Source organism: Lactiplantibacillus fabifermentans DSM 21115 (assembly GCF_000498955.2).
GTDB classification, from domain to species: domain Bacteria; phylum Bacillota; class Bacilli; order Lactobacillales; family Lactobacillaceae; genus Lactiplantibacillus; species Lactiplantibacillus fabifermentans.
This window is the reverse complement of the sequence record NZ_AYGX02000077.1, coordinates 1-25,143: the sequence shown is the minus strand read 5'-3', so window position 1 is coordinate 25,143 and position 25,143 is coordinate 1. Positions and strand designations below refer to the sequence as shown.

The window sequence follows — 25,143 nt, the reverse complement described above, 5'->3', positions numbered from 1 at the left end:
ATCCATTCAGCTGTGAGTCGGCCGCAATGGCAGTTGCCAGGCTTACAGCACCGACATTTTTGAAGACGTTTTCTCGAAATTAGTTATTATTAGAGTGAGTTAATCGCATTTCACAATGCCGAACAAAAATAACCGCCAACATGACTGGTTCCAACCACAAAACTGGATAAGCCTGACGCCATTATTATTCAAAAATCAAGCTGGCAGCGGCAATCATCAACTGCTATAAAAAAGAAAAGAACTGGCTAAAATTAGCCAGTTCTTAGATTACTCGTTGATATTATTGATTGTCGCCAGTTTCAATCAAACCATAGCGACCATCGTTACGCCGATAAACGATATTGATGGCGTCCGTTTCTGCATCCTCGTAGATAAAGAAATCATGGCCAAGCATATCCATTTGCAGGATGGCTTCTTCATTATCCATTGGTTTCAAACTAACACGCTTTGTACGAACAACATCTAACTTATCGTCCTGATCGTTATCAGCAGCGGCAACTGTTTCATCGGTTGCTGCAAAGTCAATCGACTTATAACCCTTTTCACGGGATTTGCGGTTAACTTTGGTCTTATACTTACGGATTTGGCGTTCGAGTTTGTCGGTTACCAAATCAACGCTCGCATACATATCAGGAGAAGTTTCTTCTGCCCGGAGAACTAAATAGGGAAGTGGAATCGTTACTTCGACTTTAGCCGTCTTGTCTGGGTGAATCTTCAAGTTGACGTGGGCCGTTGAATCAACGTTTTCGTCAAAGAATTTTTGTAATTTACCCACCCGTTTTTGAACGTAGTCACGAATAGCTTGGGTCACTTCGATATTTTCACCGCGAATATTAAAATTAAGCATAGATCTTCTCTCCCTTCACACACATTACTGTGTACCCAAAGTAATTAAAGGACCACTCTCTAATTACTTTGCTTAAATTCATTATAATAGAAAGCGCTATAATTAACAATCCATATGGCACTTTATTGCTTTATTTATCGTGCCAAGGTTAGCCCAATCACTGACTTGGCACCGCTTTCCAGTAGCAAGTCGGCCGCATGGCGAATCGTTCGCCCAGTCGTATAAATGTCATCAACAATCACGACCCGTTGATTAGTAACGGTAAATGTTGACGATAAGCTAAAAGGTTGGCTTGTCGTTAACCGTTCAGCTCGCGTCTTTTGGGACTGGGGCCGCGCCTTAGTTTGCGCGATGGTTTGCAGTCCCACCGGATCATTGAGACCGGTGCCGAGCCACCCCGTCACTTGGTTAAATCCGCGGTACTGCATCGTTGCTGGGGTCACCGGAATCGCCACGACACAGTCGGCCGCTAAAGTTGCTAACCGCTGTTGCATGGCCGCAGCAAAAACGGCCCGTAAGCGATAATCACCTTGAAATTTGTACCGTTGAAAATAGTCATGCATGGCGGCATTGTAACAAAACAGCGCTTGATTATAAAAGCGCGGCTGCGACGGCCACCGTTGACAATCGGAACACATTTGTCGCCGGGTAAGTTGGCGGCCACAACTGATACAAGCCGTTGCAGGAGTAATCCGCTCAAAAGTCTGCCAACAAGTTGGACAAACGACGGGATGCGGCCACGTTTGCCAGCTTAAGAGCCATGGTAGGGTCAACTTAAACCTCAGTGGTTGCTGACAAAGTAGACATTTTTGCACGTAAGCGCCGCCCCTTTCGGTTAACTTGCTTAATCTGCCGCTGGGCGGCTTTTAATGGCCGCGTATAGTGGCTAACGACCATGCGAACTAATCCCGTCGGTCGCTGGGCACTGCGTCCGGCGCGACCAGCAATCTGTACTAAAGCCGCCGTGGAAAAGACCGCATCATCAGCCCCCAGCACAATGACATCAATCCCTGGAAAGGTCACCCCCCGTTCCAAAATCGTCGTTGTGACTAAATATTGGACTTGCTGAGTCCGCATCGCTTGCACTTTTTCTAATCGTTGGGCATCGGCAGCATGCACCGTTAAGCCTTTCAAAGTGGGAAAAGCCGTCGCAATGACTTGTTGCACCACGGCTAACTGCGTTATGCGCGGTACAAAAATCAAAAAGCGTTGGTGCACCGTTACATATTGCTGCAACCATCGCCGCAATTTAGTCGGCAAATGACCTTGCTGGAACTGGGCCCACCAACGCGGCTGCAAACTTACCCGAATTGGCGGTAACAAGTGTTGGTGAAATCGCAACGGTAAATAACTAATACTCAACGTCCGGTGACGCACTTGTTTTAACAACGCCTGACTAGGTGTCGCCGTTAAATAGAGCAACGCGCTCTCCGGCTTGCGGGCTTGTTTGACAGCATACGCTAAGCGGGGATTGGCTGCAAAGGGAAACGCATCAACTTCATCAATAATTAAAACATCGAACGCCGCTCGAAACCGTAATAGTTGGTGGGTCGTACAAATGGTCAATTGACAATATTGATAAGGGGCGGGATTGTGTCCGTGTAGCAGCGCAATGGGTAAGTGGGCAAAGGCTGCTTGCAGCCGCGGATATAATTCCAAACAGACATCGACTCTTGGCGACGCTAATGCGACGCGCCACCCTTGTGCCAAGGCCCATGCAATTCCTGGAAATAACATTTCAGTTTTACCAGCCCCCGTCACCGCCCACAATAGATGCTGCTCACGTTTTGAAAAGTGTTGTTGTAGTTCGGCGGCACAAGTTGCTTGCGCCGCTGTAAGCTGACCAGTCCATGTCAAAGTTGTATCAGCTTTGAATTTATTTGGTTCCGGAATATGGTAAAGTGAAGTGAGGGTACTCACACGTCCCAATGTTAAACACTGATAACAATAAAATTGGGCGGCCGGTAGTTGGGCCAATTGTCGATTCAAGTCACTGCCACAACGACAACATTGAATCAGTGTCTTAGTCACTTGCATACTAGGCAACTTAACTGTCGTGGCTGGCATTTCACGAGCTTCTGCCGGCGTTAAACATAATTGCCGACCATATAATTCTTCTGCTTGCATTTGTCGCCCCCCTTTACTTAATAAATACGTAACTTAGCTAGGAGGTTATTTTTTTGTCACAACCTTATTACACGATTACCGCCGATACCGTCTTTGAACAGACGATTAAAAAATCACGTTTTATTGCCAGCCTATATCGCATTACTGATGAAGCTGACGCCCAAGCCAAATTAGCAACCGTTCGCGCCACGCACAACAAAGCAACCCATAACTGCTTTGGTTACTTGCTTGGCGATGACGACCATATTCAACGCATGAGTGACGATGGTGAACCATCCGGAACCGCCGGCGTGCCGATCTTAGAAGCACTGAAATTAAATGAGGTCCATGATGTTTTAGCCGTCGTCACCCGCTACTTCGGTGGCATTAAGCTCGGTGCTGGGGGGTTAATTCGCGCGTACAATAGTACCCCGGTTGGTGCGATTCAACAAGTTGGCAAAGTCCAACGACTTCGCCAAACTAAATTAGCGGTCACGATTGATTACCGGCAAGTTGACCCACTCAATTACTTTTTAGCCCAACAATCACTGGTCACCTTGTCGACTGATTATGGCGTCGCCGTGACCCAAACCATTGCGGTCAACACGCCTGAATTAGCGGCAACCCAAACCGCTATCACTAATTTGTTGAACGGCCAAGTCAGCTTTGCTGATTTAGGTGAACAATTTAACGAAGTTCCAGTTAGTACCAATTAAAAAAATCGCCTACCGAGTTATCGGTAAGCGATTTTTTTGAATTCATTTAATTATTTTAAAGTTGTAATGTTACCAGATTGACCACGATCAACCTTCATTGAAGTTAACGGGATGTACCCTAACTTCTTAACTAAGCCATCTTGAACACCTTTAGACGTCATGTACGTCAAGAAAGTCTTCAATTCCCCAGTTGGTTGGCCCTTAGTATACATATGTTCGTAAGCCCAAATCTTCCACTTGTTATTCGCAACGTTCGCTTCAGTTGGTTTTACATTGTCGATGGATAAGGCTTGTAAATCATTCTTAACGTATGAGAAGGCTAAGTAACTAATCGCCCCAGGCGTCGTTGAAACGATTTTTTCAACCGTCCCATTAGAATCTTGTTCTTGGCTCGTCGCGACCTTCGCGTTATCTAAGCCCCATTTTTCAAATGTGGCCCGCGTCCCACTACCTTGGGCACGGTTGATAACGGTAATCTTTTCGCTCTTACCGCCAACTTCTTTCCAGTTAGTGATCTTGCCTTGGAAGATTTTAACTAGTTGTTCTTTAGACACGTTCGTTACCCCAGAGTCTTTGTTGACTACTGGTGTCATCCCAACGACCGCAACTTTATGATCAACTAAACCTTTAGCGTCTAACCCTTTTTGTTCTTCTGCAAACAAATCAGAGTTACCGATATTGACTGAGCCTTTGGCAACTTGGCTTAAACCAGCACCTGAGCCCCCACCTTGAACGTTAATGGTAACGTTAGAGTGATCGTTTTGGAAAGCGGAAGCAGCTTGTTCAACTAATGGTTGTAACGCGGTTGACCCGGTGGCCACAATCTTCGTTGTCTTGGAACTATTACTGCTACTACTGCTGCTAGTATTCTTGGTACTAGTGGCTGAACTACTACCACAACCAGCTAATAAAATGGTCATTGTAACGGCCAGCGCCCCTAATGTCACTGTTTTCTTCATAATAGAAACTCCCCTTCTCCATTTACTATCAAAATTAGAACAATCAACACTGGTCAACCACAATAGCAAGTCTGGGTAGGCGGTGCTATGTCGTGAGCGAGCAAGATCACTTTTTGGCTGACCATGCATTGACTGCCGTTGGAACATTCTTAATATTACTGGCCGATTGTAAATTCAAAATGATGTTTGTGTAAATCCCTTGTATTGTTTTCGTAAAGGCAACTTTAATTAACATAAAAGCCACTAAAAAAATAAACAGGTCTGCCCATCATTGCTGATAAGCAGACCTGTAACAGTTTATTCAATTAGTGATTACTCTTGGAAGTAAACCGCGCGACCGTGCGCTTAATCCAATCAAGCAGTGGCTGACGATTATCGCCAGCTAACCCGATAGCTTCCACGAAAAGCTCCAAACCAAATAACAGTCCGACCGTTAATAAGATCGACCCACCCAATGAAGAAATTGGGTAAAGTAAGGAAATAAATGAGAAAATCAAGGCAATCCCATAAATGACCATGACCGTTTGGCGGTGCGTTAACCCGAGCTGCATCAAACGATGATGCAAATGATGTTTGTCGGCTTGCGAAATTGGTTTTTTATTTAAAATCCGGCGAATCATCGCATAAACTGTATCGGTAATCGGTACGCCTAAAATCATCACTGGAATGCCGACAGAAATCAACGTAACGTTTTTTAAGCCGAATAGTGAGAAAACTGCCGTCATAAAACCGATGAATAAGGAACCCGTATCGCCTAAATAAATGCGGGCCGGAAAGAAATTGTACGGTAAAAAGCCCAGCATCGCCGCTACTAATGTAAAAATTAATAGTGAAACGAAAGTATTCGCATTTAAGAAAAACAACCCAATAATCCCAGTGGTACTTAATGCAATAATTGACACTCCGGTCGCCAGACCATCTAAACCATCAATCAAATTAATTGCATTCGTAATCGCTAGAATCCATAGCAACGTAATTGGTAAACTCATCCAATGGAAATGCACGAGACCTAAAAATGGAAATGTGAAGGTCGTCATGCGAATGCCACCGATAAAGTAAACCTCTAAAGCAGCTAACGTTATTCCTAACATCTTCTGACGCGGTTTTAACTCGTAAATATCATCAATAATCCCGGTTGCTAAAATAATTAGCTCACCACCCAGTAAGGCGAAAAATATTCGGGTTGGAAACTGATGCATTAAGTACAGCACTGTCGTTCCAATGGTATAAGCAATAAAGATTGCTAATCCACCCATCGTCGGCATTGGTACTTTATTTACTCGCCGGACATTTGGTTTGTCCACCGCACCAATTTTAAACGCAAGTTTTCGCACAAACGGCGTTAAGATCGCGGAGATTATCATCGTCGCCACTAAGCAGACTAAGATTTCAAATCTAATCATTTGCGCGTAACCCCTCTCTCGTTTATTACTGATAATTATACAAATCTCTGAGAGTGTTGACAACTCGATTCAACGAAACTTAGGGAAAGGTACACACTTAGTTCACAATTCCTAAAAAAAGACGTGGCTGCGATTAAGCAGTGCCACGCCCAAATTTTTATATCAGACAACTATTCTTTTAAATGATAATTATAAGTTGAAACAATAATATTTTCCCGTGAGTTCAAGACGGCTCGTAACCGTAAACTCGTCTGGTTATGCAAAATATTTTGCCAAGGCTTCTTCGGTACGAATTGTGGCACTAAGACCGTCGTCGAGAAGTTCCGTTCCGCCGCTCGTTTAGCAATGACATCACAGAAACGTAAGGTTGGCGTCGCGATTGACCGATACGATGAATGAATATCCACGAAACGCACATCCGGGAAGGTCGACTTGAATTCGGCCGCCGTCTTGTGTTCCTTTTCAGGATTTTCATCAAACGAAACATGCATTGCAATCACATAATCCCCGATTGAACGCGCATAGTTGACCGCTTGGGCCGTTACTCGCGTGACATTGGAAACTAACACAATCACCGTCGCTCCATCGTAATCGTGCAATTCGGCTTTTTCTTTGGCCACCACTCGTAATTGGGCGGCAACCCGAATATAGTGGACATGGATGCGGTAGAACATGTATAGCAGCAATGGCATAACAATTAAGTAAGGCCAAACGTTGGCAAAATGTAAGCCGAATAAGAAGACGACTAACACGAGCGAAATTAACGCGCCGAGTAAGTTAACGGCCGCTTTCATCCACCACCATTGACCACGTTCACGGAACCAATGCACAATCATTCCAGACTGTGACAACGTGAATGGGACGAACACACCGACCGCATATAGCGGAATCAAGAGCGTCGTTTTACCATGGAAAATAAAGATTAAGGCAATCGCCCCAACGGCTAATGAGATAATCCCATTAGAATAGCCTAAGCGATCCCCACGGTCCATGTAAGCATGTGGCAAGAACTTATCTTTAGCCAAGTTGTACGCCAAGATTGGAAAGGCTGAAAACCCAGTGTTGGCCGCCACGGCTAAAATCAAGGCCGTCGAAAGTTGTAATAAATAGTAGAACAAGCCATGGCCGAATACTGCCGTAGCAATTTGTGACAAGACCGTATTATCTGATTGCGGTTTAATGCCCAAATAGTAACTCAAATACGTGATACCAGCGAAGAAGAAGGCTAAGACGATTGACATAATTGCCAAAGTGTTCGCCGCATTTTTTCGCTTAGGCCGCCGGAAGTTCGGCACAGCATTACTAATGGCTTCAACCCCAGTCAAGGAAGATGACCCTGATGAGAACGCCCGGAAGAATAACACTAACGTCATTCCTTGAACCGGTGCCCCAACTGCGGCGGCCGCATGGTAAGTTAAGTTACCGCTAGCAATGTTCATGATGCCCCAAATAATCATCCCAACAATCATAATAATGAAGAAATAGACTGGGAACGTTAAAAACGAAGCGGACTCCCGCATTCCCCGTAAATTCAACGCCATAATTGCTAAAACAATCAAAACAGCAATTAGGACTTGATAATTTGCTAACGCCGGTACCGCTGAAGTAATCGCTTCAGTCCCAGACGTGACAGAAACCGCTACAGTTAGCATGTAATCAACTAACAGTGATCCCCCGGCAACTAGGCCGGCTGGCCGGCCCCAGTTTGTGCTGGCAACGACATACGCCCCACCACCTGATGGGTAAGCCCGAATAATTTGTCGATACGACATCGTAATGGCAAATAATAGCACTAACACCAATGCTGCCACCCACAATTGATACATTAAGGCAGCTGCTGAAAGTGTAATTAAGACGGTCGTAATCTGTTCAGTACCATAGGCCACTGAAGATAGCGCATCTGAAGACAGCAGCGCCAGTGCCTTGAACTTGGTGAGCGCTTGCCCACCTTCATCCATGGTTTTTAACGGTTTCCCGATAAGCAACCGTTTTAAATAACGCCACATGATCATAACTCCTTTATTTCCAAAAATAATTATTCCCAAGTAAGTGCTAAGTCAAAATAGATTTTACTACTTTAAATTACGAAATACTACATGAATCACGGGAACTCGTCAACTTTTTATGACCGCCGCAACCCCTAAAAATTATCAAAAGTCCCAGATATGAGCAAATAAACCGGTACCAATTACTCACATTTTAGCGTTACTATTATGCCGACCGCACAAAAAAACACCTACTCACAAATAGTAGGTGTTTTTAGCGCTTAATTTAAGCTTACATCATGCCGCCCATACCTGGGTTTGGCGCTGCTGGTGCTGCCGGTGCTTCTGGCGCTGGCTTTTCAGCAACAACGGCTTCAGTCGTTAATAACAAGGCTGAAACAGATGCCGCATTTTGTAAAGCGGAACGGGTAACCTTGGTTGGGTCAACAATCCCAGCCTTGATCATATCAACCCATTCGTCGGTAGCAGCATTAAAACCGATACCTGGCTTTTCGTCCTTCATCTTTTCGACGATTACGGAGCCTTCTAGCCCAGCATTTTCGGCGATTTGACGAACTGGTTCTTCCAAGGCCCGCTTAACGATGTTAATCCCAGTTTGAACGTCGCCGGTTTCTTTCAACGCAGCAACATCTTTGATAACATCAATTAAAGCCGTACCACCACCAGGAACGAAGCCTTCTTCAACGGCCGCACGGGTCGCATTCAAAGCATCTTCAATGCGGTATTTACGTTCTTTTAATTCAGTTTCGGTCGCCGCACCAACGCGAACAACCGCAACCCCGCCGGCTAATTTAGCCAAACGTTCTTGTAATTTTTCTTTATCGAAATCAGAAGTGGTTTCGCTGATTTGGTTACGGATAAATTCAACCCGTTCGCTGATGGCATCTTTGGCGCCCGCACCTTCAACGATAGTGGTCGTATCCTTAGTAACCGTAACTTTGTTAGCTTGACCTAATTGATCAATAGTCGTGTCCTTCAATTCAAGACCTAAGTCATCAGTAATGACCGTCCCACCAGTTAAGATGGCAATATCTTGAAGTTGTTCCTTACGCCGATCACCAAAACCGGGTGCTTTAACGGCCACAACGTTGAAGGTCCCACGCATCTTGTTCAAGACTAATGTTGGTAAAGCTTCACCAGAAATGTCATCCGCGATGATCAACAATGGCTTGCCTTGTTCAACGATTGATTGTAACAATGGTAAGATGTCTTGAATGTTAGAAATCTTTTTGTCGGTGATTAAGATGTAAGGACTGTCTAAGTCCGCTTCCATCTTATCGTTATCGGTAACCATGTATTGTGATAAGTAGCCGCGGTCGAATTGCATCCCTTCAACAACGTCTAAGCTCGTATCAACCCCACGTGATTCTTCAATCGTGATAACACCATCATGGCCAACTTTTTCCATCGCTTCGGCAATTAACTTACCAGTTTCTTTAGAAGCTGATGAAATTGACGCGATTTGAGCAATGTCGTCTTGTGACTTAACTTCGTGTGACATGGCATGTAATGAATCAACCGCCGTCTTGGTAGCTTCTTCAATCCCACGACGAATGCCAACGGGGTTAGCACCGGCCGTAACGTTCTTCATCCCTTCGTTAACGATGGATTGCGTTAAGACCGTCGCAGTAGTCGTCCCATCACCGGCGATATCATTAGTTTTTGAAGCAACTTCAGAAACTAACTTAGCACCCATGTTTTCAAAATGGTCATCTAATTCGATGGCTTTGGCAATGGTAACCCCATCATTAGTAATGGTAGGCGAACCATATGATTGTTCCAAAACGACGTTACGACCTTTAGGGCCTAACGTTGATTTAACTGTGTCGGCTAATTGGTCGACACCTTTAAGCATTGCTGAACGTGCGTCTTCAGAGAATTTTAATTCTTTAGCCATAATCTATCTTCACCTCATAAATGTATTTGTTTAAATTCGATTCGTTTTCCAGGGATTAGTCTTCGACTGCGACAATATCCTTTTCATGTAAAACAAGGTAAGTCGTACCTTCGTACTTAACTTCAGTACCGGCGTACTTGTCGAACAATACTTGATCGCCGACTTTCACGCTAGGCGCAACTTTAGTGCCGTTATCTAAAACACGGCCATCGGATACAGCAACAACTTTACCGCTTTGGGGCTTTTCCTTAGCGTTGTTGGCAATAACGATACCACCAACTGTTTGTTCTTCTTCAGCTTGTTGTTGTAAGATGACACGATCTCCTAATGGTTTTAACACGTGAATCCCTCCATTTATTCTTTTTTAGCACTCCTGAACCTCAAGTGCTAATCACAAGTTCAACTATATCATTTTGTTTTCAGATTGCAAGTGATTTGTCAATAATTAGTCAAAGAATGTCAAATCGACTATAATGGGACTACTAAGTTCAACTATTCTACTTTTAAAGGACGTGAGTTGATGGCTAATCGCCGCCAATCGCTGGCAATTCTAATTGTCTACTTTGTTATCTTTACAATCCCAACCTTGTTAACAACGCTCCTCCCCAAATTAGGCTCACAAATTTTTGTCGTGGAAACCATCGACTATTTGTTAGGTGCCGTTATTTTGGTCGGACTAGCCAACTATCACAATGAACCCAACACCTTGGAAGCCGAACCGCAGTCTTGGACCAAAACGATTTACTGGGGCCTCTTAGGTGCCGTTCTAGTTACCGTGGGGCAAGTGGTCATCTTGCAAATCACCCAATTACTCGGTCAATCGGCGGCTTCCGCCAATACCACCGAATTGATGACGGTCGGCCGCCAATACCCGGTCTTCTTCTTAGCGATTTTAGTCGGTGCCCCGATTATGGAAGAAATCGTCTTCCGTAAAGTTATTTTCGGTAGCTTGACGCCCGTGACGGGAACCGTGGGGGCCGCGGTCATTTCCAGCTTATTTTTCGCGCTAGCCCATGCGGACGGTCATCTCATCTTGTACGCCTTCATTGGCCTACTCTTCTGCTGGCTCTACCGGCAAACGGGCCGCATTGCCACTTCCATGATTGCGCATATTTTGATGAATATCGTCGCCGTTTTATTTAGTCTATTATCCATTAAATGAGTAAAAAAAAGACGCAGCCTCGTTGGTTGCGTCTTTTTGCTATTCATCAAAATCGTCTTTTTTATCGCCCAGTTGTTCACCATAGTGTTCGATGAAGTAAATCAACGTTTGTAATTCGTTGGTTAAATCAACATTTTGGACCCGCACCGTTTCTGGCACTGAAATCCGTAGTGGCGTAAAGTTCATGATACCCTTAACGTTCGCATCAACTAATTCGTCGGTGACGTGTTGCACGACCGACGTCGGAATCGTTAAAATGGCAATTTCAATTTGTTGTTCGATCAATTGCTTCTTTAATTCCGTCATTGGATAGACGGGGACCCCACTTTGGACCGTGTTAGCGATATCTTCGTTGACATCGAATGCCGCCGAAATCCGCACATTACTATTTTTGTGGAAGTTAAAGTTGAGCAACGCGTGCCCTAAATTCCCAACCCCAATTAATGCCACGTTCGTCAGCGTATCCTGATTTAAAATCTTCTTAAAGAACGCCAACAACTTTTCGACATCGTAGCCATAGCCACGTTTACCTAACGCCCCAAAATAAGAAAAATCACGGCGGATTGTTGCTGAATCAACCTTGACCGCCTCAGATAATTCAGTGGACGAAACGCGTTTCTTATCCGCATCGAGCAAAATATTTAAATACCGATAATAAATCGGCAACCGTTTAGCCGTAGCGCGCGGAATTTTTGTTTCTGCCATTTGACGAACCCTCCTTGTTCAAAAGTTTGTGAATTTGCTGACACTATTCTAGCATAATGCGTCACTTTGTGAAATAATAATTACTTATTATTCCGTATTACTAGGGCCAAGCGTGGCAATATGCTACAATTGTTTGACGAATCAAATGTGAAAGGAGCTTAAAAAACGTGATTTTATTACAAGTACAGCAAGTGATGCGGCGTTTTGGTGCCGATGTCTTGTTCGAAAACGTACAAATGGACATTCAAGAACATGGCCGCGTCGCCTTAGTCGGTCGCAACGGTGCCGGTAAATCAACTTTACTTAAAATGATTGCTGGTGAAACCGTCCCTGATGAAGGCCAAATCTCGATGCGCAAAGGGCTAACCATTGGCTACTTAGCCCAAGACCAAGGCCTAAATAGCGATAATACTATTTGGGAAGAAATGAGCAGTGTCTTTGCCGAACTACATAAGTTAGAAGCGCAAATGCACCAATTAGAAGCTCAACTTAGTGATCCTAAAATTATGGCCGATGAAACGGCCTATCAACAAACTTTAAAAACTTATGATCAAGTTCAAACGGACTTTCAACAAAAAAATGGTTATGGCTATCAAGCCGAAATTCGTGGGGTCTTGCACGGCTTTCAATTCGACGCTGACGTCTATGACAAGTCCGTCACCGCGCTTTCTGGGGGCCAAAAGACCCAATTAGCGTTAGCCAAGTTATTGCTTGAAAAACGCGACTTGTTAATCTTGGATGAACCGACCAACCATTTGGACGTAGAAACCTTGACGTGGTTGGAAAGTTATTTGCAATCGTACAGTGGCGCCCTGTTAATCGTCAGCCATGACCGGTATTTCTTAGACCGCGTGGTTAATGAAGTTTACGATTTATCCCATCATGAAATGGTGCACTATACTGGTAACTACGATCAATACGTCCAACAAAAAGCGGCGCGGATTCAAGCCGAGTGGAAACATTACGAAAAACAGCAAGCCGAAATCAGTAAGCTAGAAGATTTCGTCAATCGCAATATCGTGCGGGCTTCGACCACCAAGCGGGCCCAATCACGGCGGAAACAACTTGAAAAAATGGACCGCTTAGAACGTCCCGATGGCGACGAGAAGACGGCCCACTTTGGTTTTCACGCTGCTAAGCAAAGTGGCAACATTGTCTTGACAGTCAAAGATGCCGCGGTTGGTTACGACGGGCGAACGCTATCGGAACCAGATACGTTAAATGTTAAAAAACACGAAGCGATTGCCATCGTTGGTCCTAATGGGATCGGTAAATCAACCTTGTTGAAGAGTATTTTAGGTCAGATTCCATTCATAAAAGGGCAAGCAGTCTTCGGCACAAACGTTGTTACGGGTTATTACGATCAGGAACAAAAAAACTTGCACGACAAGAAAACTGTCCTAAGTGAATTATGGGACGAACATCCGACGACACCCGAAAAAGATATTCGGACGATTCTGGGGAGTTTCTTATTCACCGGTGAAGACGTTGACAAACCAATCAACGCTTTATCTGGTGGCGAACGTGCCCGCTTGTTATTAACGAAGCTCGCCATGCAAAACGATAACTTCTTAATTTTAGACGAACCGACTAACCATTTGGACATTGATAGCCGCGAAGTCTTAGAAGTGGCTTTAAATGATTTTGATGGCACCCTACTCTTCGTTTCCCATGACCGTTATTTCATTAACCAAGTGGCCACCAGCGTCGTGGAAGTCTCCCCAACTGGGACTGAACTGTTCTTGGGTGATTACGATTATTATATCGATAAAAAACAAGAACAAGCTGAATTGGCAGCCGCCGCAGCCAGCGAAGCGGCGGAAAATGCCGCAAGTGCCGCTCCAGATAGCAGTGTCGCGGCACCCGTTGATACCCGTTCTAAAGGGCAGCAAAACTATCAAGCTAGCAAGCAACAACAACGTGAAAAACGTAAACTTGAGCGCACCGTCGCCGCCTTAGAGGCTAAAATGACAGCCTTAGACGAGCAAGCGACTGCGATTCAAGAACAAATGGCCCAACCGGAAGTTTCAGCGGATGTCGGTCAGCTCCAAGATTTGCAAAAGCAACTTGACGCGCTCACCACTGAACAGGCCACCGTTGAAGAAGACTGGACAGAACAAGCTGAAGCCTTAGAAGAATTAGACTAAGGACAACGATTCAGAAAATAAAGATCCGCCAATAACTAACTACCAGCACGGTAATTAGTTATTGGCGGATCTTTTAAATCATGATTAATTAATGCACCATATTGGGCATCCAATCAAATTCTAAGCTTGGATCAGCATTCAAAGTTGCATCGCCAAATTGTTGATGTTGATATTGCACGTAAGCGGCGGCCCCAATCATGGCGCCATTATCACCGCAGAGCTTCAACGGCGCTAAGACTAACTTCATATCTGGAAACTTCGCTGGTAATTCAGCCGTTAACCGTTCGCGCAAACCGTGGTTAGCTGCGACCCCACCCGCTAAGACTAACTGCTTAACCGGATATTCGCGTAAGACTCGTTCCGTCTTGCTGACCAACACGTCCACAACACTAGCTTGAAAGCTAGCCGCTAAGTCGTTTTTATCGAGCGTTTCCCCAATTTGGTCGGCATGATGCACAGTATTGATAAAGGCACTCTTCAACCCACTAAAACTGAAGTCGTAGTTATCTTCATCAATCATCGCCCGTGGAAACTTAAACGTATCATGACCTTGATGTGCCATTTCGTCGATAACTTTCCCGGCTGGATACGGCACGCCGAGCACCCGGCCAATCTTATCGTAAGCTTCACCGGCAGCATCGTCGCGCGTTTCACCGATGATTTCAAATTGACCATCGGCTTGCATATAAACTAATTCCGTATGCCCACCAGACACTAGTAAGGCCATCAATGGGAATTGGAAAGGTTCCACAAAACGCGCCGCATAGATGTGGCCGGCCATATGATTAACGGGAATGAGTGGCAAGTGATGCGTATAAGCAATCACTTTAGCGGCATTGACCCCGACTAATAAGGCGCCGACCAATCCAGGACCATACGTTACCGCCACGGCATCCAAGTCATCATAAGTCACTTGGGCCTCTTTGAGCGCATCTCCAATACAAATCGTAATTTCTTCAATATGATGGCGACTCGCTACTTCGGGCACGACGCCACCAAAGCGTTTGTGACTATTAATTTGCGTCGCAATCACATTCGATAAAATCGTATGACCATCCGCAATCACGGCCACACTCGTTTCATCACAACTGGACTCAAATGCTAAGATTAAATTTTGTTTCTCCACGAGTGACCATCCTTTTATTTAATAATTTTTCGCATAATTAACGCGTCTTCACGCGGATTTTGATAATAAGCTGACCGCGTCGAAATCGTCTGAAACCCACAGCGCTGGTACAACTGCTGCGCGGCGCTATTACTAGCGCGCACTTCTAAAAAGACTTTATTCGCACTTGGTAAGGACGTCAAGACTTGTTGTAACAAGTAATACGCCCAGCCTTGCCGTTGAAAATCTGGATGGATTGCCACATTGGTGATTTCGACTTCATCCAACACAACCGTAAGACTAACAAACCCAATGGGCCGGTCATTGACCATCAAAACACGATAATCAGCTTGCGGCATTTCCATATCGGCAATAAAAGTTGCTAACCGCCAAGGCGCCCCATGCGGATACGCGGCCGCTGCTAAATCATAACAAAGCTTGGCCGCAGTCGTTGCTGACCAATGCGTGCTTGTCAGCACCTGGCCGACCCGCTCAGTCATCAGTCGGGGTTGGTAAGTGATACGTCATATCAATCGCATCTTCATGGTCGCCAAAATAATAGCGCTTTTTAATCCCCGTTTTATCGAAGCCGAGGCTTAAATATAACCGTTGGGCATTCGCGTTACTGTACCGCACTTCTAAAGTCACGGTCCGATATTTTAATTCCGTGGCGCGGTCAATCATCGTTTGCATCATAAAATGGCCCAAACCTTGATTTTGAAAATCTGGATGCACCGCAATATTAGTAATGTGGGCATCTTGGCGGCGGTCATCAAAAGCACACCCACAAAAGGCTACCAGTCGATCTTCATGGCGCATCACGATATAAAAGCGGCCACTTTGCCGGCGTAACTCCGTTTTAAAGGCATTTTCATCCCACGGTGTTTTCCCCGCATAAACGGCGCGTTCAATGGCCAACATTTCGGGCACATCCGTAATTAAGGCCCGTGATAAGTAGTAACCAGTCGCGCCAACTTGCACAATGTGGTGTTCAATTTCCATCACTTTTTGGCGGCGTTGACTACGATTAGTCGTCATTTTCTGCAAATATTGCTTAAATTTTTTCAACATAAGGCGCATGATCCTCTTTCGGGTGTTGGGCTTGCCAATCACGTTCAGCTTGCGTCAGCCGTAAGTAATTCGGCACAAAGGCATGGATGTTTTCAACTGGCGTGGCCGTCCGACCTAATAAGCCGAGGACCGTCGCTTGTGGTAAATCAAGCTGGGCCGCCGCCCGCACGAAACGGGCCCCTAAATTCGTTTGCAAGGCCTCAGCATACGCAGCGACATCACTACCAACAAAGACAATCGGTTCATCGTAAGCCGCTAACTGCTCACACCAAGTTGCGACACTCACATGTTGATCTGGTAACACATTTTGGGGTTGACCAGTCGCATCAATCCGATATAGCCCCGTAAAGATGTTGTCGCGGCGCGCATCAAATAATGGTACGACGAGTTGCCCCGCCGTGACGATATTACCCGCTAAAACCGCCAAGCTTGACAAACCAACTAATTCTTTATGTAAAGAAAATGCAAAAGTTTTGGCCGTCGTTACTCCAATCCGCAACCCGGTATACGAGCCTGGACCGGCAGCAACCACGATGCGATCAATAGCTTCGGGAACTAACTGCGCTTGTGCCAGCGACTGCTCAATAATGGGTAATAAGGTACTACTGTGATTTCGGCCCATATTCGTGGTCGTCGTGGCAAGAACTTTGGTGTCATCTAAAACCGCCACACTCAGTGGACGATTGGATGTATCTATGGCCAACAACTTCATAATTATAAAAAACTCCTCATTTTGAATTACTTCACATATCTTATCATAATTTAAACACTTTGAAAGCTATCCGGCTAATCCCAGGCCCGTCCCAATGAAAACCTAACCTTTTTAAGGAGAAACTAACCATTTTCGCGCACCGATTTTGCCGCTTAAACTGAATTATCGTTTTTTAGTTAAGTGACCTTTACATAACCTATACAGATACTTCACCTATTATTTTTAGCACATTTACATTCCATTGTTATGCTACGTGAGTAACTAAATTACTTGGAGGTAATGAAAAATTATGTTAAAGCTCAATAAATCTCTCGTCGGTCTTTCATTGATTTCTGTTTTAGGTTTAGGTTTGGCTGGTTGTGCCAGTGGGACTGCTACCGGCACTAAAAGCGACAGTAGCGCTAGCAAGGATAAAGACAAAGCTATCACGGTTGTCTTCTATCCGAATGAATCTGCTAAAAGCTTCTCAGGCTCTCGGGACGCCTTGAAGAAGTCCATTGAAAAAGCAACGGGCAAGACGGTTAAGTTACAAACGACAACCGACTACAACGTGGCCATTCAAGCCATTGCTTCTGGTAAAGCTCAAGTTGCTTATATGGGGGCTAACGGTTATATCCAAGCTAACCATATTAGCAAAGATGTCCAACCATTCGCTGCGCAATCAGATGCTGAAGGAAGCTTGAAGAAAGCTACTTACAACTCATATATCATGGTACAACAAAAAGATGCTGATAAATACAAAGATGGGGATAAATACAGCATCAAAAACATTAAAGGCAAGAAGATGTCTTACGTTTCAAACAGCTCAACTTCCGGTTTCTTAGTGCCAACCGCTGAAATCAAACGTGAATTCAACGTTAAAGATGAAGATAAATTAACGCAAAACGGTCAATTCTTTAGCAAAGTCCTTTACGGTGGCTCACACCAAGGTTCCGCAGTTAACTTGTTGAAGGGTGACGCAGATGTCGCTGCCTTTGATGATGGTGATTTGATGCCATACTTGAAGCCATCTGAAGGTTCATGGGACAAATTAGGTTCAACTTTCGAAGTTAAAGATGACGCCGAAGCACCATTTACTGACTTGAAGGGTAAAAAAGTTGTTAATATCGCCATGATGCCAGTTCAACAAGGGCCATGGGTCTACAACACGAAGTCTCTCAGCAAAGATGACCAAGAAAAGATCGCTAAAGAATTCACTTCCAAAGAATTTGCTAGCAATAAAGAGATCTTCTCACAACCAGGTTCAAAAGCGGCTAAACTCTTCCAACGTAAGACTGACAAACAACAATTAATTAAAGTTACTGACAAATGGTACGAACCTACTCATAAGTTAGTCGGCTACTAAAAAGCGCCACCATCCTGTATTAATGAAAGGAACTGCTATGCTCAAGGTAATTGAACTCGATAAAACTTACGGTCAAGACAAGCATTCGTTAAAATCCGTAAACTTCACCGCCCAACCTGGCGAAGTCACGGCCATTATCGGACCCTCTGGGGCTGGTAAAACAACGATTTTGCGCAGTGTTAATCAATTGATTCGCGATAATGGCGGCCAAATTCTGCTTGATGATGAAGATATCCGCCAAGCGAATAAAAAAGAATTGCGCAAAATTCGGCACCATATCGGCATGATTTTCCAGAACTATAACTTGATTAGTCCCCTCACGGCCCTAGAAAATGTGTTACATGGTCGTCTTGGCGCCAAATCAACCATGGCTGGCATGCTGGGATTATACAGCAACGCCGAAAAAGCCGAAGCGCTGGAACTTTTAGCTGAAGTTGGCCTGAAAGACTACGCGTATCAACGTTGTGACCAACTCAGTGGTGGTCAACAACAACGGGTCGGGATTGCGCGGGCGTTAATGCAACACCCGAAGATGATTTTATGTGATGAACCGATTGCGTCCTTAGATCCTAAATCAACGCGAACGGTCATGGACATTCTGCGTCGATTAGCTAAGGAAAAACAACTTATTATTTTGATCAACCTGCATCAAATCGACGTCGCCCGCGAATATGCTGACCACATTGTCGGCATTAACAGTGGCGCCATCGTCTTTGAAGGTCCTAGTCAATCAGTCGACGATACGGTGTTACAGAAAATCTATCGTCAAGCTGATTCAACAGCAACGGTGACGGCTAATGAAAACTAACTATCGCTCACCACAACAATTTTTCCGGCAACGCCAATTGCGACTCTGGGTCGTTTTAATCATCTTGATTGCGATCTACTGGCTTTCAATGGCCATCGTTAGTTTTCAAACGATTCCTTCAATCGTTAAGGTGCCGGCCGGCTTAGTTTGGCTGTTTAAAAACTTTGTACCGACGCAACGATCAATCTCATATTTAGGACCGATTCTTTATCAATTATGGCGAACCTTGCTAGTAGCAGTTTCTTCAACGATTTGTGCCAGCTTCTTCGGCTTAATCTTTGCGATTTTAGGTGCCAAGACCACGACACCGTCGCCAATATTACGCGTGGTGATTCGCTTTGGAGCTTCCTTATTGCGGAACATCCCGGTCGTGGCTTGGTCAATGATTTTACTCTTTTCTTTCAAGCAAAGTGACTTCACCGGTTTTCTCGCCTTGTTCTTTATGACTTTAGGCTATTTAACCCGGGCATTCACTGAAACCATTGAAGATTTAGATGGTGAAAAACTGCAAGCACTCCAAGCGGTTGGCGCCAACTACTTCCAATGTGTTTTCTGTGGGGTGCTACCAGAAGTCGCGAGCACTTTAACGAGTTGGGTCTTATATATGATTGAAAACAATTTACGTGATGCGACCTTAGTTGGTATTTTGACTGGGACCGGCGTTGGGTTCTTGTTCGATCACTATTTTAAGAGTTTCCGTTATGACGCGGCGGGCTTAATCGTATTATTGATTGCCATCTTAGTCATCTTACTAGAATTAAGCTCAACTCAGATTCGGAGGGCGATTGCATGATTGAAAACAGTTCAACAACGCCTAAAACGTTGCCACAACCTAATCCTAAGACGAAACGAATTTCAATGATGACGCGGCCACGCTTAATCTTACGAACGGTTTTAGGGGGCTTAACGCTCGTAACGCTCTATTCATTACTGACGTTAAACACCGCCAACTTAAAACTATCGGAAGCTTTTAAGAGTTTAGGGACCAATTTGCACTCAATGTTTTTACAACCGAGTGTTGGCCAAGATTCATGGAATCTATTATTAACCGCCTTAACGCGCAGTGTTTCATTAGCGATGCTGACTACTTTATTAGGTGCATTATTCGCCTTCTTCATTGCGGTCGGGGCGGCGCGCAACTTATCACCAACTTGGTTGGCAAATACGATTAAAGCCGTCATGGCGTTCATTCGTTCCATTCCAACCATTTTATGGGTCTTGATTTACTCCGTTACGATGGGCTTAGGGGCCAATGCTGCCGTGGTTGGGCTAACTTTCCACAGTATCGCCTACCTCGTCAAAGCCTATTCCGAAAGTATTGAAGAGACCTCTTCAGACACAATCGAAGCGCTTAAAGCGAGTGGCGTCGGTTTCTGGCCTATTGTTTTCCAAGCCATTTTACCTTCGATTATTCCGGCCTTGTTAAGTTGGACTTTCATTCGTTTTGAAATCAACTTTGCCAATGCGGTTGCCGTCGGGGCAGCAGCTGGGGCGGATGATATTGGCTACTACCTCTTCATGTCCGGAAGCTTCTACTCAAACTTCCATGAAGTCGGCCTAATTGTTTACTTGTTATTAGGTGTAGCGGTTATCTTGGAACTTGTTTCCATGCGCTTACGTGGCCATTATTTGCAGAAAAACTAAGCATTAACATGCAAAAGGAGTATTAAAATGACGATCAAAGCAGTAATTTTTGACTGGGCCGGTACTACGGTTGACTACGGTAGCCGCGCACCCATTGTCGCTTTTCAACAAGCCTTCGCTAACGTCGGCATTCGGATTTCCGAAGCCGAGATTCGGCAAGATATGGGCTTAGACAAATACACCCACATCCACAAAATCATCAGTTTGCCAGCCGTTCAAAACGACTGGCAAGCCCGGTTCCAAGTTTTACCAACCAATGATGATTGCGACCGGATTTTTCAAGATTTTAAAGCAATTTTGCTCGCTTCTCTCACCGACTTTGCCCAATTAAAGCCTGGGATGGATGCCGTCATTGCTTATTTAAACGAACACCACATCGCTTATGGCACCACGACTGGTTACGATGCCGAAATGTTAAGTATTATGTTACCGATTGCTGCTAACCAAGGTTACCGACCAACGGTTAACATCACTTCAGCACAAACTGGCGGCATTGGTCGCCCAGCCGCGGCGATGTTAGAACTGGCTTGTGATCAACTTGAAATTAATGATCCATCAACAGTCATTAAAATTGGCGATTCGGTCAATGACATTTTAGAAGGTCAAAATGCGGATGCCATTAGTATTGGAATTGTTGACGGTAGTAACTTGATGGGCTTGTCAGAAGCTGAATTTGACGCTTTAACCCCGGCTGAACAGGCGCATTTACGGGAACAAGTTACCGCTGAATATACTGCCGTTGGGGCTGATTACATTTTACAATCAATGACTGAGCTTCCCGCCTTGATTGAACAAATTAACCAACCCGTTTCTGACAATCAATAGTGACAAAGGAGTCCAACATGAAACAACCTTATTTGTTATTGACCCCCGGGCCACTAAGTACCACGCCTTCGGTCAAAGATGCCATGCAAATCGATTACTGTACTTGGGATAGTGATTATCGAACCGTTACGGAAACGATTCGCGAACAAATCTTGGCACTCGCTAACGCGAACCCCGCGACTTACACGACCGTTTTATTACAAGGTAGTGGTAGTTACGGCGTTGAAGCCACCATTGGTACGGCAATTCCGCGCGACGGCGCAACGTTACTGATTGCCATTAACGGGGCTTACGGCCAACGAATTAGTGAAATTGCGGAATACTATCGCATTCCCCACGTGGACATCGTCTTCAATGAAGATGAAGCGGTCGCACCCGCACGGATTTCCGAAGCGTTAGCGACGCATCCGGAAATCACCCACTTTGCCATGATTCACAGTGAAACGACAACCGGTATCTTGAATCCGATTGAAGCGATTGTTCCGATGCTAAAAGAACGCGGCATTATTACCATTATTGATGCCATGTCGAGTTTAGGTGGTGTCCCACTTGATATGGATACGTTAGCTTGCGACTACTTAGTTAGCAGCGCCAACAAATGTGTGCAAGGGGTCCCCGGCTTTGCTTTTATTATCGCTAAGCAAGCCGTGTTAGTGGAAACCGCCGACAACGCCCGATCACTATGCTTAGACTTGTACGCGCAGTGGCAAGCGATGACCAAGCAACCTGGTAAGTGGCGCTTTACGTCACCAACCCATGTGGTCCATGCCTTTGCACAAGCCTTAATTGAACTGACCGCTGAAGGTGGCGTAACGCCACGCTATCAACGCTACCATGCTAATCAAATCTTACTTAGTGATGGCATGCAGGCACTCGGATTTGACTTGGTAATTGATCCGGCTGATCAAGGCCCCATCATTACATCATTCAAATACCCTTCACAACACTTTGACTTCGATGATTTCTATCAATTCATTAAGGAACGCGGCTTCGTAATTTACCCTGGTAAAGTTTCAGCGATTCCAAGTTTCCGAATTGGGACGATTGGCGATGTCGATACCGCTGATATTAAACGCCTACTCGCGATTATCGGTGACTATCAACAACTCAATCGTTAAATAACCCCCTATTTCAGTAAGACGCGCCATTCACGACATCACCGTGAATGGCGCGTCTTTTTGTCATGTCAGTCTAATGTAAAGCCAATTCACTTACTAAACCAATCAACGTTAATCCCCACTATCTGTTGATACCGCAACTAGTTAGCCAACTCGACCATTTCCAATAAATTTACACAAGCTATACAGATATTTTACTTACGACGACATTGCCATTTACAATCCGCTGATATGCTACGTATGTATCAAAATATTAACGGAGGTAATAACGATTATGGGGAAACTTAATAAGTCACTCGTTGGCGTCGCTGCCATCGGAGTACTAGGAATCGGCTTAGCCGGTTGTAGCAGCAGTAGTAACAGTAGTGTCGGTAGTACTAGCAGTAAAAAAACGATTACGGTTGTCTTCTATCCGAATGAATCGGCCAAAAGTTTTGCTGGTTCACGGACTGCATTGAAAAAAGCGATTGAAAAGGTCACGGGGAAAACCGTCAATTTGCAAACAACGACCGACTACAATGTCGCCATTCAAGCGATTGCCTCTGGCAAGGCCCAACTAGCCTATATGGGCGCTAACGGGTACATTCAGGCCAATCACATTAGTAAGAACGTCAAACCATTTGCGACCCTCTCTGACCCGCAAGGCCAACTGAAAGATGCCACTTACAACTCCTACTTGATGGTCCAAAAGAAAAATGCCGCTAAATATGAAAATGACGGCCATTACAGTATTAAAAATATTAAAGGCCAACGGATTTCGTACGTTTCCAACAGTTCCACATCAGGTTACTTAGTGCCGTTAGCCGAAATCACTCGTGAATTCAAAGTCAAAAATGACGATGAACTTACACAAAACGGGCAATTCTTCAGCAAAGTCCTCTACGGCGGTTCGCATCAAGGTTCGGCCGTGAACTTACTCAAAGGTGACGTCGATGTGGCAGCCTTTGACGATGTCGACCTCACGCCGTATCTACAAGTGACGAGTGGTTCCTGGTCCAAGATTGGCTCAACCTTTACTGTTAAGAACAACGCGGCCGCGCCCTTCACGAGTTTGAAAGGTGAACAAGTGGTCGATATTGCCAAGATGGCTGTTCAACAAGGCCCGTGGGTCTATAACTCAAAGACTTTGAGTGCCAGTGACGAAAAGAAGATTGCCACCGAATTCACCTCACAATCATTTGCGAATAACAGCGATATCTTCTCGGCACCGAAAGCCAAAGTGGCCAAGCTATTCCAGAAAGCTTCTGACAAAACGAAGTTGGTTAAAGTCACTGATGCTTGGTACAAACCGACTCACAAGCTCGTTGGTTATTAGCAAGAAAGGAGACGCCTATGCTCAAAGTAACTGGACTAGATAAAACTTACGGTCATCACAAACATTCACTCAAAGATGTTAATTTCACGGCGCAACCTGGCGAGGTCACCGCAATTATCGGACCATCTGGCGCCGGGAAAACTACCATCTTACGGAGTGTCAATCAACTGATTCGTGACGATGGGGGCCAAATTTTACTAGATGACGTCGACATTCGCCAAGCTAATAAAAAACAGTTGCGCCAAATTCGCCATCATATTGGGATGATCTTTCAAAACTACAACTTAATTAGTCCGCTCACCGCGATTGAAAATGTTTTGCACGGCCGCTTGGGAGCCAAATCAACGTTGGCTGGAATGTTGGGGCTATATAGTACGGATGAAAAAAGTGAAGCCCTCACGCTACTCCAAGAAGTGGGCCTGCAAGATTATGCCTACCAACGTTGCGACCAGCTCAGTGGTGGTCAGCAACAACGCGTCGGAATTGCCCGCGCACTGATGCAACATCCCAAAATGATTTTATGCGACGAACCAATTGCCTCCCTCGACCCGAAATCCACTCGCATCGTAATGGACATCTTACGCCGGCTCGCTAAAGAAAAACAACTGATTATTTTAATCAACCTGCATCAAATCGATGTCGCCCGGGAATACGCCGACCACATCGTTGGCATTAACAGTGGCGCCATCGTCTTTGAAGGACCCAATCAAGATATTGATGCCGCCACGCTCCAAAACATTTATCGGCAGCCAGAAACGGCGGTGACAGATAATGCCAACTAAACCTCAAACACCACAACAGTTCTTTTTCAAACGACGACGGCGACTAACGCTAGTCTTAATTATTTTACTGGCGATTTATTGGCTATCCATGGCGTTCGTCAATTTTCAAACTTGGACGTCGCTCATTCAAGTGCCAGCCGGTTTGATTTGGTTATTCAAAAATTTCATTCCGACTAGTCAGTCAATCTCGTATTTAGGACCAATTTTATTTCAATTGTGGCGCACTTTGCTCGTCGCGATTTCGTCGACGATTTGTGCCAGCTTATTCGGGCTGCTCTTTGCGATTTTAGGTGCGAAGCCCACCGCCCCCGCACCGATTTTTCGCGTCATCGTCCGGTTGGGCGCTTCATTAATGCGCAATATTCCCATCGTGGCGTGGTCGATGATTCTCTTATTTTCATTTAAACAAAGTGATTTTGGTAGATTGTAAAATTAATCCGAACGCTGTTCGGACAAAAAAGATCAGCTTC

Annotated in this window: 25 protein-coding genes; 12 read left to right on the top strand and 13 right to left on the bottom strand. The window is 45.0% G+C overall.

Annotation, left to right across the window (positions count from 1 at the left end; all coding sequences use genetic code 11):
* Positions 1-280: 280 nt before the first annotated feature.
* The 3 genes from hpf to DY78_RS06770 all read right to left on the bottom strand — a co-directional run bounded on the left by hpf (position 281) and on the right by DY78_RS06770 (position 2,974).
* Positions 281-847, bottom strand: a complete 567-nt coding sequence (hpf, locus tag DY78_RS06780) for a ribosome hibernation-promoting factor, HPF/YfiA family (RefSeq protein WP_024625437.1) — start codon at positions 845-847, stop codon at positions 281-283.
* 134 nt (positions 848-981) lie between these two features.
* Positions 982-1,620, bottom strand: a complete 639-nt coding sequence (locus tag DY78_RS06775; RefSeq protein ID WP_235810646.1) for a ComF family protein — start codon at positions 1,618-1,620, stop codon at positions 982-984.
* Position 1,621: 1 nt separating this feature from the next.
* Complete coding sequence (locus DY78_RS06770; protein ID WP_024625435.1) at positions 1,622-2,974, bottom strand: ATP-dependent helicase ComFA; 1,353 nt, start codon at positions 2,972-2,974, stop codon at positions 1,622-1,624.
* 53 nt (positions 2,975-3,027) lie between these two features.
* Between DY78_RS06770 and DY78_RS06765 the strand changes: the two genes are divergently transcribed.
* Positions 3,028-3,669: a YigZ family protein gene (locus tag DY78_RS06765; RefSeq protein WP_024625434.1), complete on the top strand. Its 642-nt coding sequence runs from the start codon at positions 3,028-3,030 to the stop codon at positions 3,667-3,669.
* Positions 3,670-3,719: 50 nt separating this feature from the next.
* Here the strand turns inward: DY78_RS06765 and DY78_RS06760 are convergent, their stop codons facing one another.
* The 5 genes from DY78_RS06760 to groES form a co-directional block, all read right to left on the bottom strand.
* Positions 3,720-4,628, bottom strand: coding sequence for a phosphate ABC transporter substrate-binding protein (locus DY78_RS06760; RefSeq protein ID WP_024625433.1), 909 nt, complete (start codon positions 4,626-4,628; stop codon positions 3,720-3,722).
* A 305-nt stretch (positions 4,629-4,933) separates the two neighbouring features.
* A complete protein-coding gene (locus DY78_RS06755; RefSeq protein WP_029779071.1) occupies positions 4,934-6,031 on the bottom strand; it encodes a glycosyltransferase family 4 protein in 1,098 nt (365 codons plus the stop codon).
* 170 nt (positions 6,032-6,201) lie between these two features.
* The gene (locus tag DY78_RS06750; RefSeq protein ID WP_024625431.1) at positions 6,202-8,037 is read right to left on the bottom strand and encodes an APC family permease; all 1,836 of its coding nucleotides are present in this window, start codon (positions 8,035-8,037) and stop codon (positions 6,202-6,204) included.
* Positions 8,038-8,308: 271 nt separating this feature from the next.
* Positions 8,309-9,934, bottom strand: a complete 1,626-nt coding sequence (gene groL / locus DY78_RS06745; protein WP_024625430.1) for a chaperonin GroEL — start codon at positions 9,932-9,934, stop codon at positions 8,309-8,311.
* Positions 9,935-9,989: 55 nt separating this feature from the next.
* Positions 9,990-10,274 carry a co-chaperone GroES gene (gene groES, locus DY78_RS06740; protein WP_024625429.1) on the bottom strand — a complete coding sequence of 95 codons (285 nt, stop codon included), beginning with the start codon at positions 10,272-10,274 and terminating at the stop codon, positions 9,990-9,992.
* Between the two features lie 180 nt (positions 10,275-10,454).
* On the opposite strand from groES, the gene DY78_RS06735 reads away from it, so the two are divergent.
* Complete coding sequence (locus DY78_RS06735) at positions 10,455-11,096, top strand: CPBP family intramembrane glutamic endopeptidase (RefSeq protein ID WP_024625428.1); 642 nt, start codon at positions 10,455-10,457, stop codon at positions 11,094-11,096.
* 39 nt (positions 11,097-11,135) lie between these two features.
* On the opposite strand, the gene DY78_RS06730 is transcribed toward DY78_RS06735, so the two are convergent.
* Entirely contained in the window at positions 11,136-11,801 is a 666-nt protein-coding gene (locus DY78_RS06730; protein ID WP_024625427.1) for a redox-sensing transcriptional repressor Rex, read from the bottom strand.
* Between the two features lie 167 nt (positions 11,802-11,968).
* Here DY78_RS06730 and DY78_RS06725 point away from each other — a divergent pair, with 167 nt between their 5' ends.
* Complete coding sequence (locus tag DY78_RS06725; RefSeq protein WP_024625426.1) at positions 11,969-13,948, top strand: ABC-F family ATP-binding cassette domain-containing protein; 1,980 nt, start codon at positions 11,969-11,971, stop codon at positions 13,946-13,948.
* Positions 13,949-14,036: 88 nt separating this feature from the next.
* Here the strand turns inward: DY78_RS06725 and tsaD are convergent, their stop codons facing one another.
* The 4 genes from tsaD to tsaB are packed head-to-tail and all read right to left on the bottom strand — an operon-like array spanning position 14,037 to position 16,836.
* Entirely contained in the window at positions 14,037-15,074 is a 1,038-nt protein-coding gene (gene tsaD, locus DY78_RS06720; protein ID WP_024625425.1) for a tRNA (adenosine(37)-N6)-threonylcarbamoyltransferase complex transferase subunit TsaD, read from the bottom strand.
* A 14-nt stretch (positions 15,075-15,088) separates the two neighbouring features.
* On the bottom strand, positions 15,089-15,532 hold the full coding sequence (rimI, locus tag DY78_RS06715; RefSeq protein WP_235810645.1) for a ribosomal protein S18-alanine N-acetyltransferase: 444 nt from the start codon (positions 15,530-15,532) through the stop codon (positions 15,089-15,091).
* Between the two features lie 13 nt (positions 15,533-15,545).
* Positions 15,546-16,124 carry a ribosomal protein S18-alanine N-acetyltransferase gene (gene rimI, locus DY78_RS06710; RefSeq protein WP_024625423.1) on the bottom strand — a complete coding sequence of 193 codons (579 nt, stop codon included), beginning with the start codon at positions 16,122-16,124 and terminating at the stop codon, positions 15,546-15,548.
* Entirely contained in the window at positions 16,108-16,836 is a 729-nt protein-coding gene (gene tsaB, locus DY78_RS06705) for a tRNA (adenosine(37)-N6)-threonylcarbamoyltransferase complex dimerization subunit type 1 TsaB (RefSeq protein WP_024625422.1), read from the bottom strand. Before tsaB ends, rimI (DY78_RS06710) begins: the two co-directional genes overlap by 17 nt.
* Before the next feature lie 289 nt (positions 16,837-17,125).
* Here tsaB and DY78_RS06700 point away from each other — a divergent pair, with 289 nt between their 5' ends.
* From DY78_RS06700 to DY78_RS06660, 9 genes are all read left to right on the top strand, one after another.
* Complete coding sequence (locus DY78_RS06700; protein WP_024625421.1) at positions 17,126-18,181, top strand: phosphate/phosphite/phosphonate ABC transporter substrate-binding protein; 1,056 nt, start codon at positions 17,126-17,128, stop codon at positions 18,179-18,181.
* A 37-nt stretch (positions 18,182-18,218) separates the two neighbouring features.
* Positions 18,219-18,989: a phosphonate ABC transporter ATP-binding protein gene (gene phnC, locus DY78_RS06695; protein ID WP_033613616.1), complete on the top strand. Its 771-nt coding sequence runs from the start codon at positions 18,219-18,221 to the stop codon at positions 18,987-18,989.
* Complete coding sequence (phnE, locus tag DY78_RS06690) at positions 18,979-19,782, top strand: phosphonate ABC transporter, permease protein PhnE (protein WP_024625419.1); 804 nt, start codon at positions 18,979-18,981, stop codon at positions 19,780-19,782. Before phnC (DY78_RS06695) ends, phnE begins: the two co-directional genes overlap by 11 nt.
* Complete coding sequence (locus DY78_RS06685; RefSeq protein ID WP_024625418.1) at positions 19,779-20,633, top strand: PhnE/PtxC family ABC transporter permease; 855 nt, start codon at positions 19,779-19,781, stop codon at positions 20,631-20,633. The genes phnE and DY78_RS06685 overlap by 4 nt, the downstream gene beginning before the upstream one ends.
* Before the next feature lie 27 nt (positions 20,634-20,660).
* The gene (gene phnX / locus DY78_RS06680; protein WP_024625417.1) at positions 20,661-21,458 is read left to right on the top strand and encodes a phosphonoacetaldehyde hydrolase; all 798 of its coding nucleotides are present in this window, start codon (positions 20,661-20,663) and stop codon (positions 21,456-21,458) included.
* A gap of 17 nt (positions 21,459-21,475) precedes the next feature.
* Positions 21,476-22,576, top strand: coding sequence for a 2-aminoethylphosphonate--pyruvate transaminase (gene phnW, locus DY78_RS06675; protein WP_024625416.1), 1,101 nt, complete (start codon positions 21,476-21,478; stop codon positions 22,574-22,576).
* A gap of 274 nt (positions 22,577-22,850) precedes the next feature.
* Positions 22,851-23,891, top strand: a complete 1,041-nt coding sequence (locus DY78_RS06670) for a phosphate/phosphite/phosphonate ABC transporter substrate-binding protein (RefSeq protein WP_024625415.1) — start codon at positions 22,851-22,853, stop codon at positions 23,889-23,891.
* A 17-nt stretch (positions 23,892-23,908) separates the two neighbouring features.
* The gene (gene phnC, locus DY78_RS06665) at positions 23,909-24,673 is read left to right on the top strand and encodes a phosphonate ABC transporter ATP-binding protein (RefSeq protein ID WP_033613614.1); all 765 of its coding nucleotides are present in this window, start codon (positions 23,909-23,911) and stop codon (positions 24,671-24,673) included.
* Positions 24,663-25,103 (top strand): hypothetical protein, encoded by a 441-nt coding sequence (locus DY78_RS06660; RefSeq protein ID WP_024625413.1) that lies wholly within the window; start codon positions 24,663-24,665, stop codon positions 25,101-25,103. The genes phnC (DY78_RS06665) and DY78_RS06660 overlap by 11 nt, the downstream gene beginning before the upstream one ends.
* The last annotated feature ends 40 nt before the right edge of the window (positions 25,104-25,143 follow it).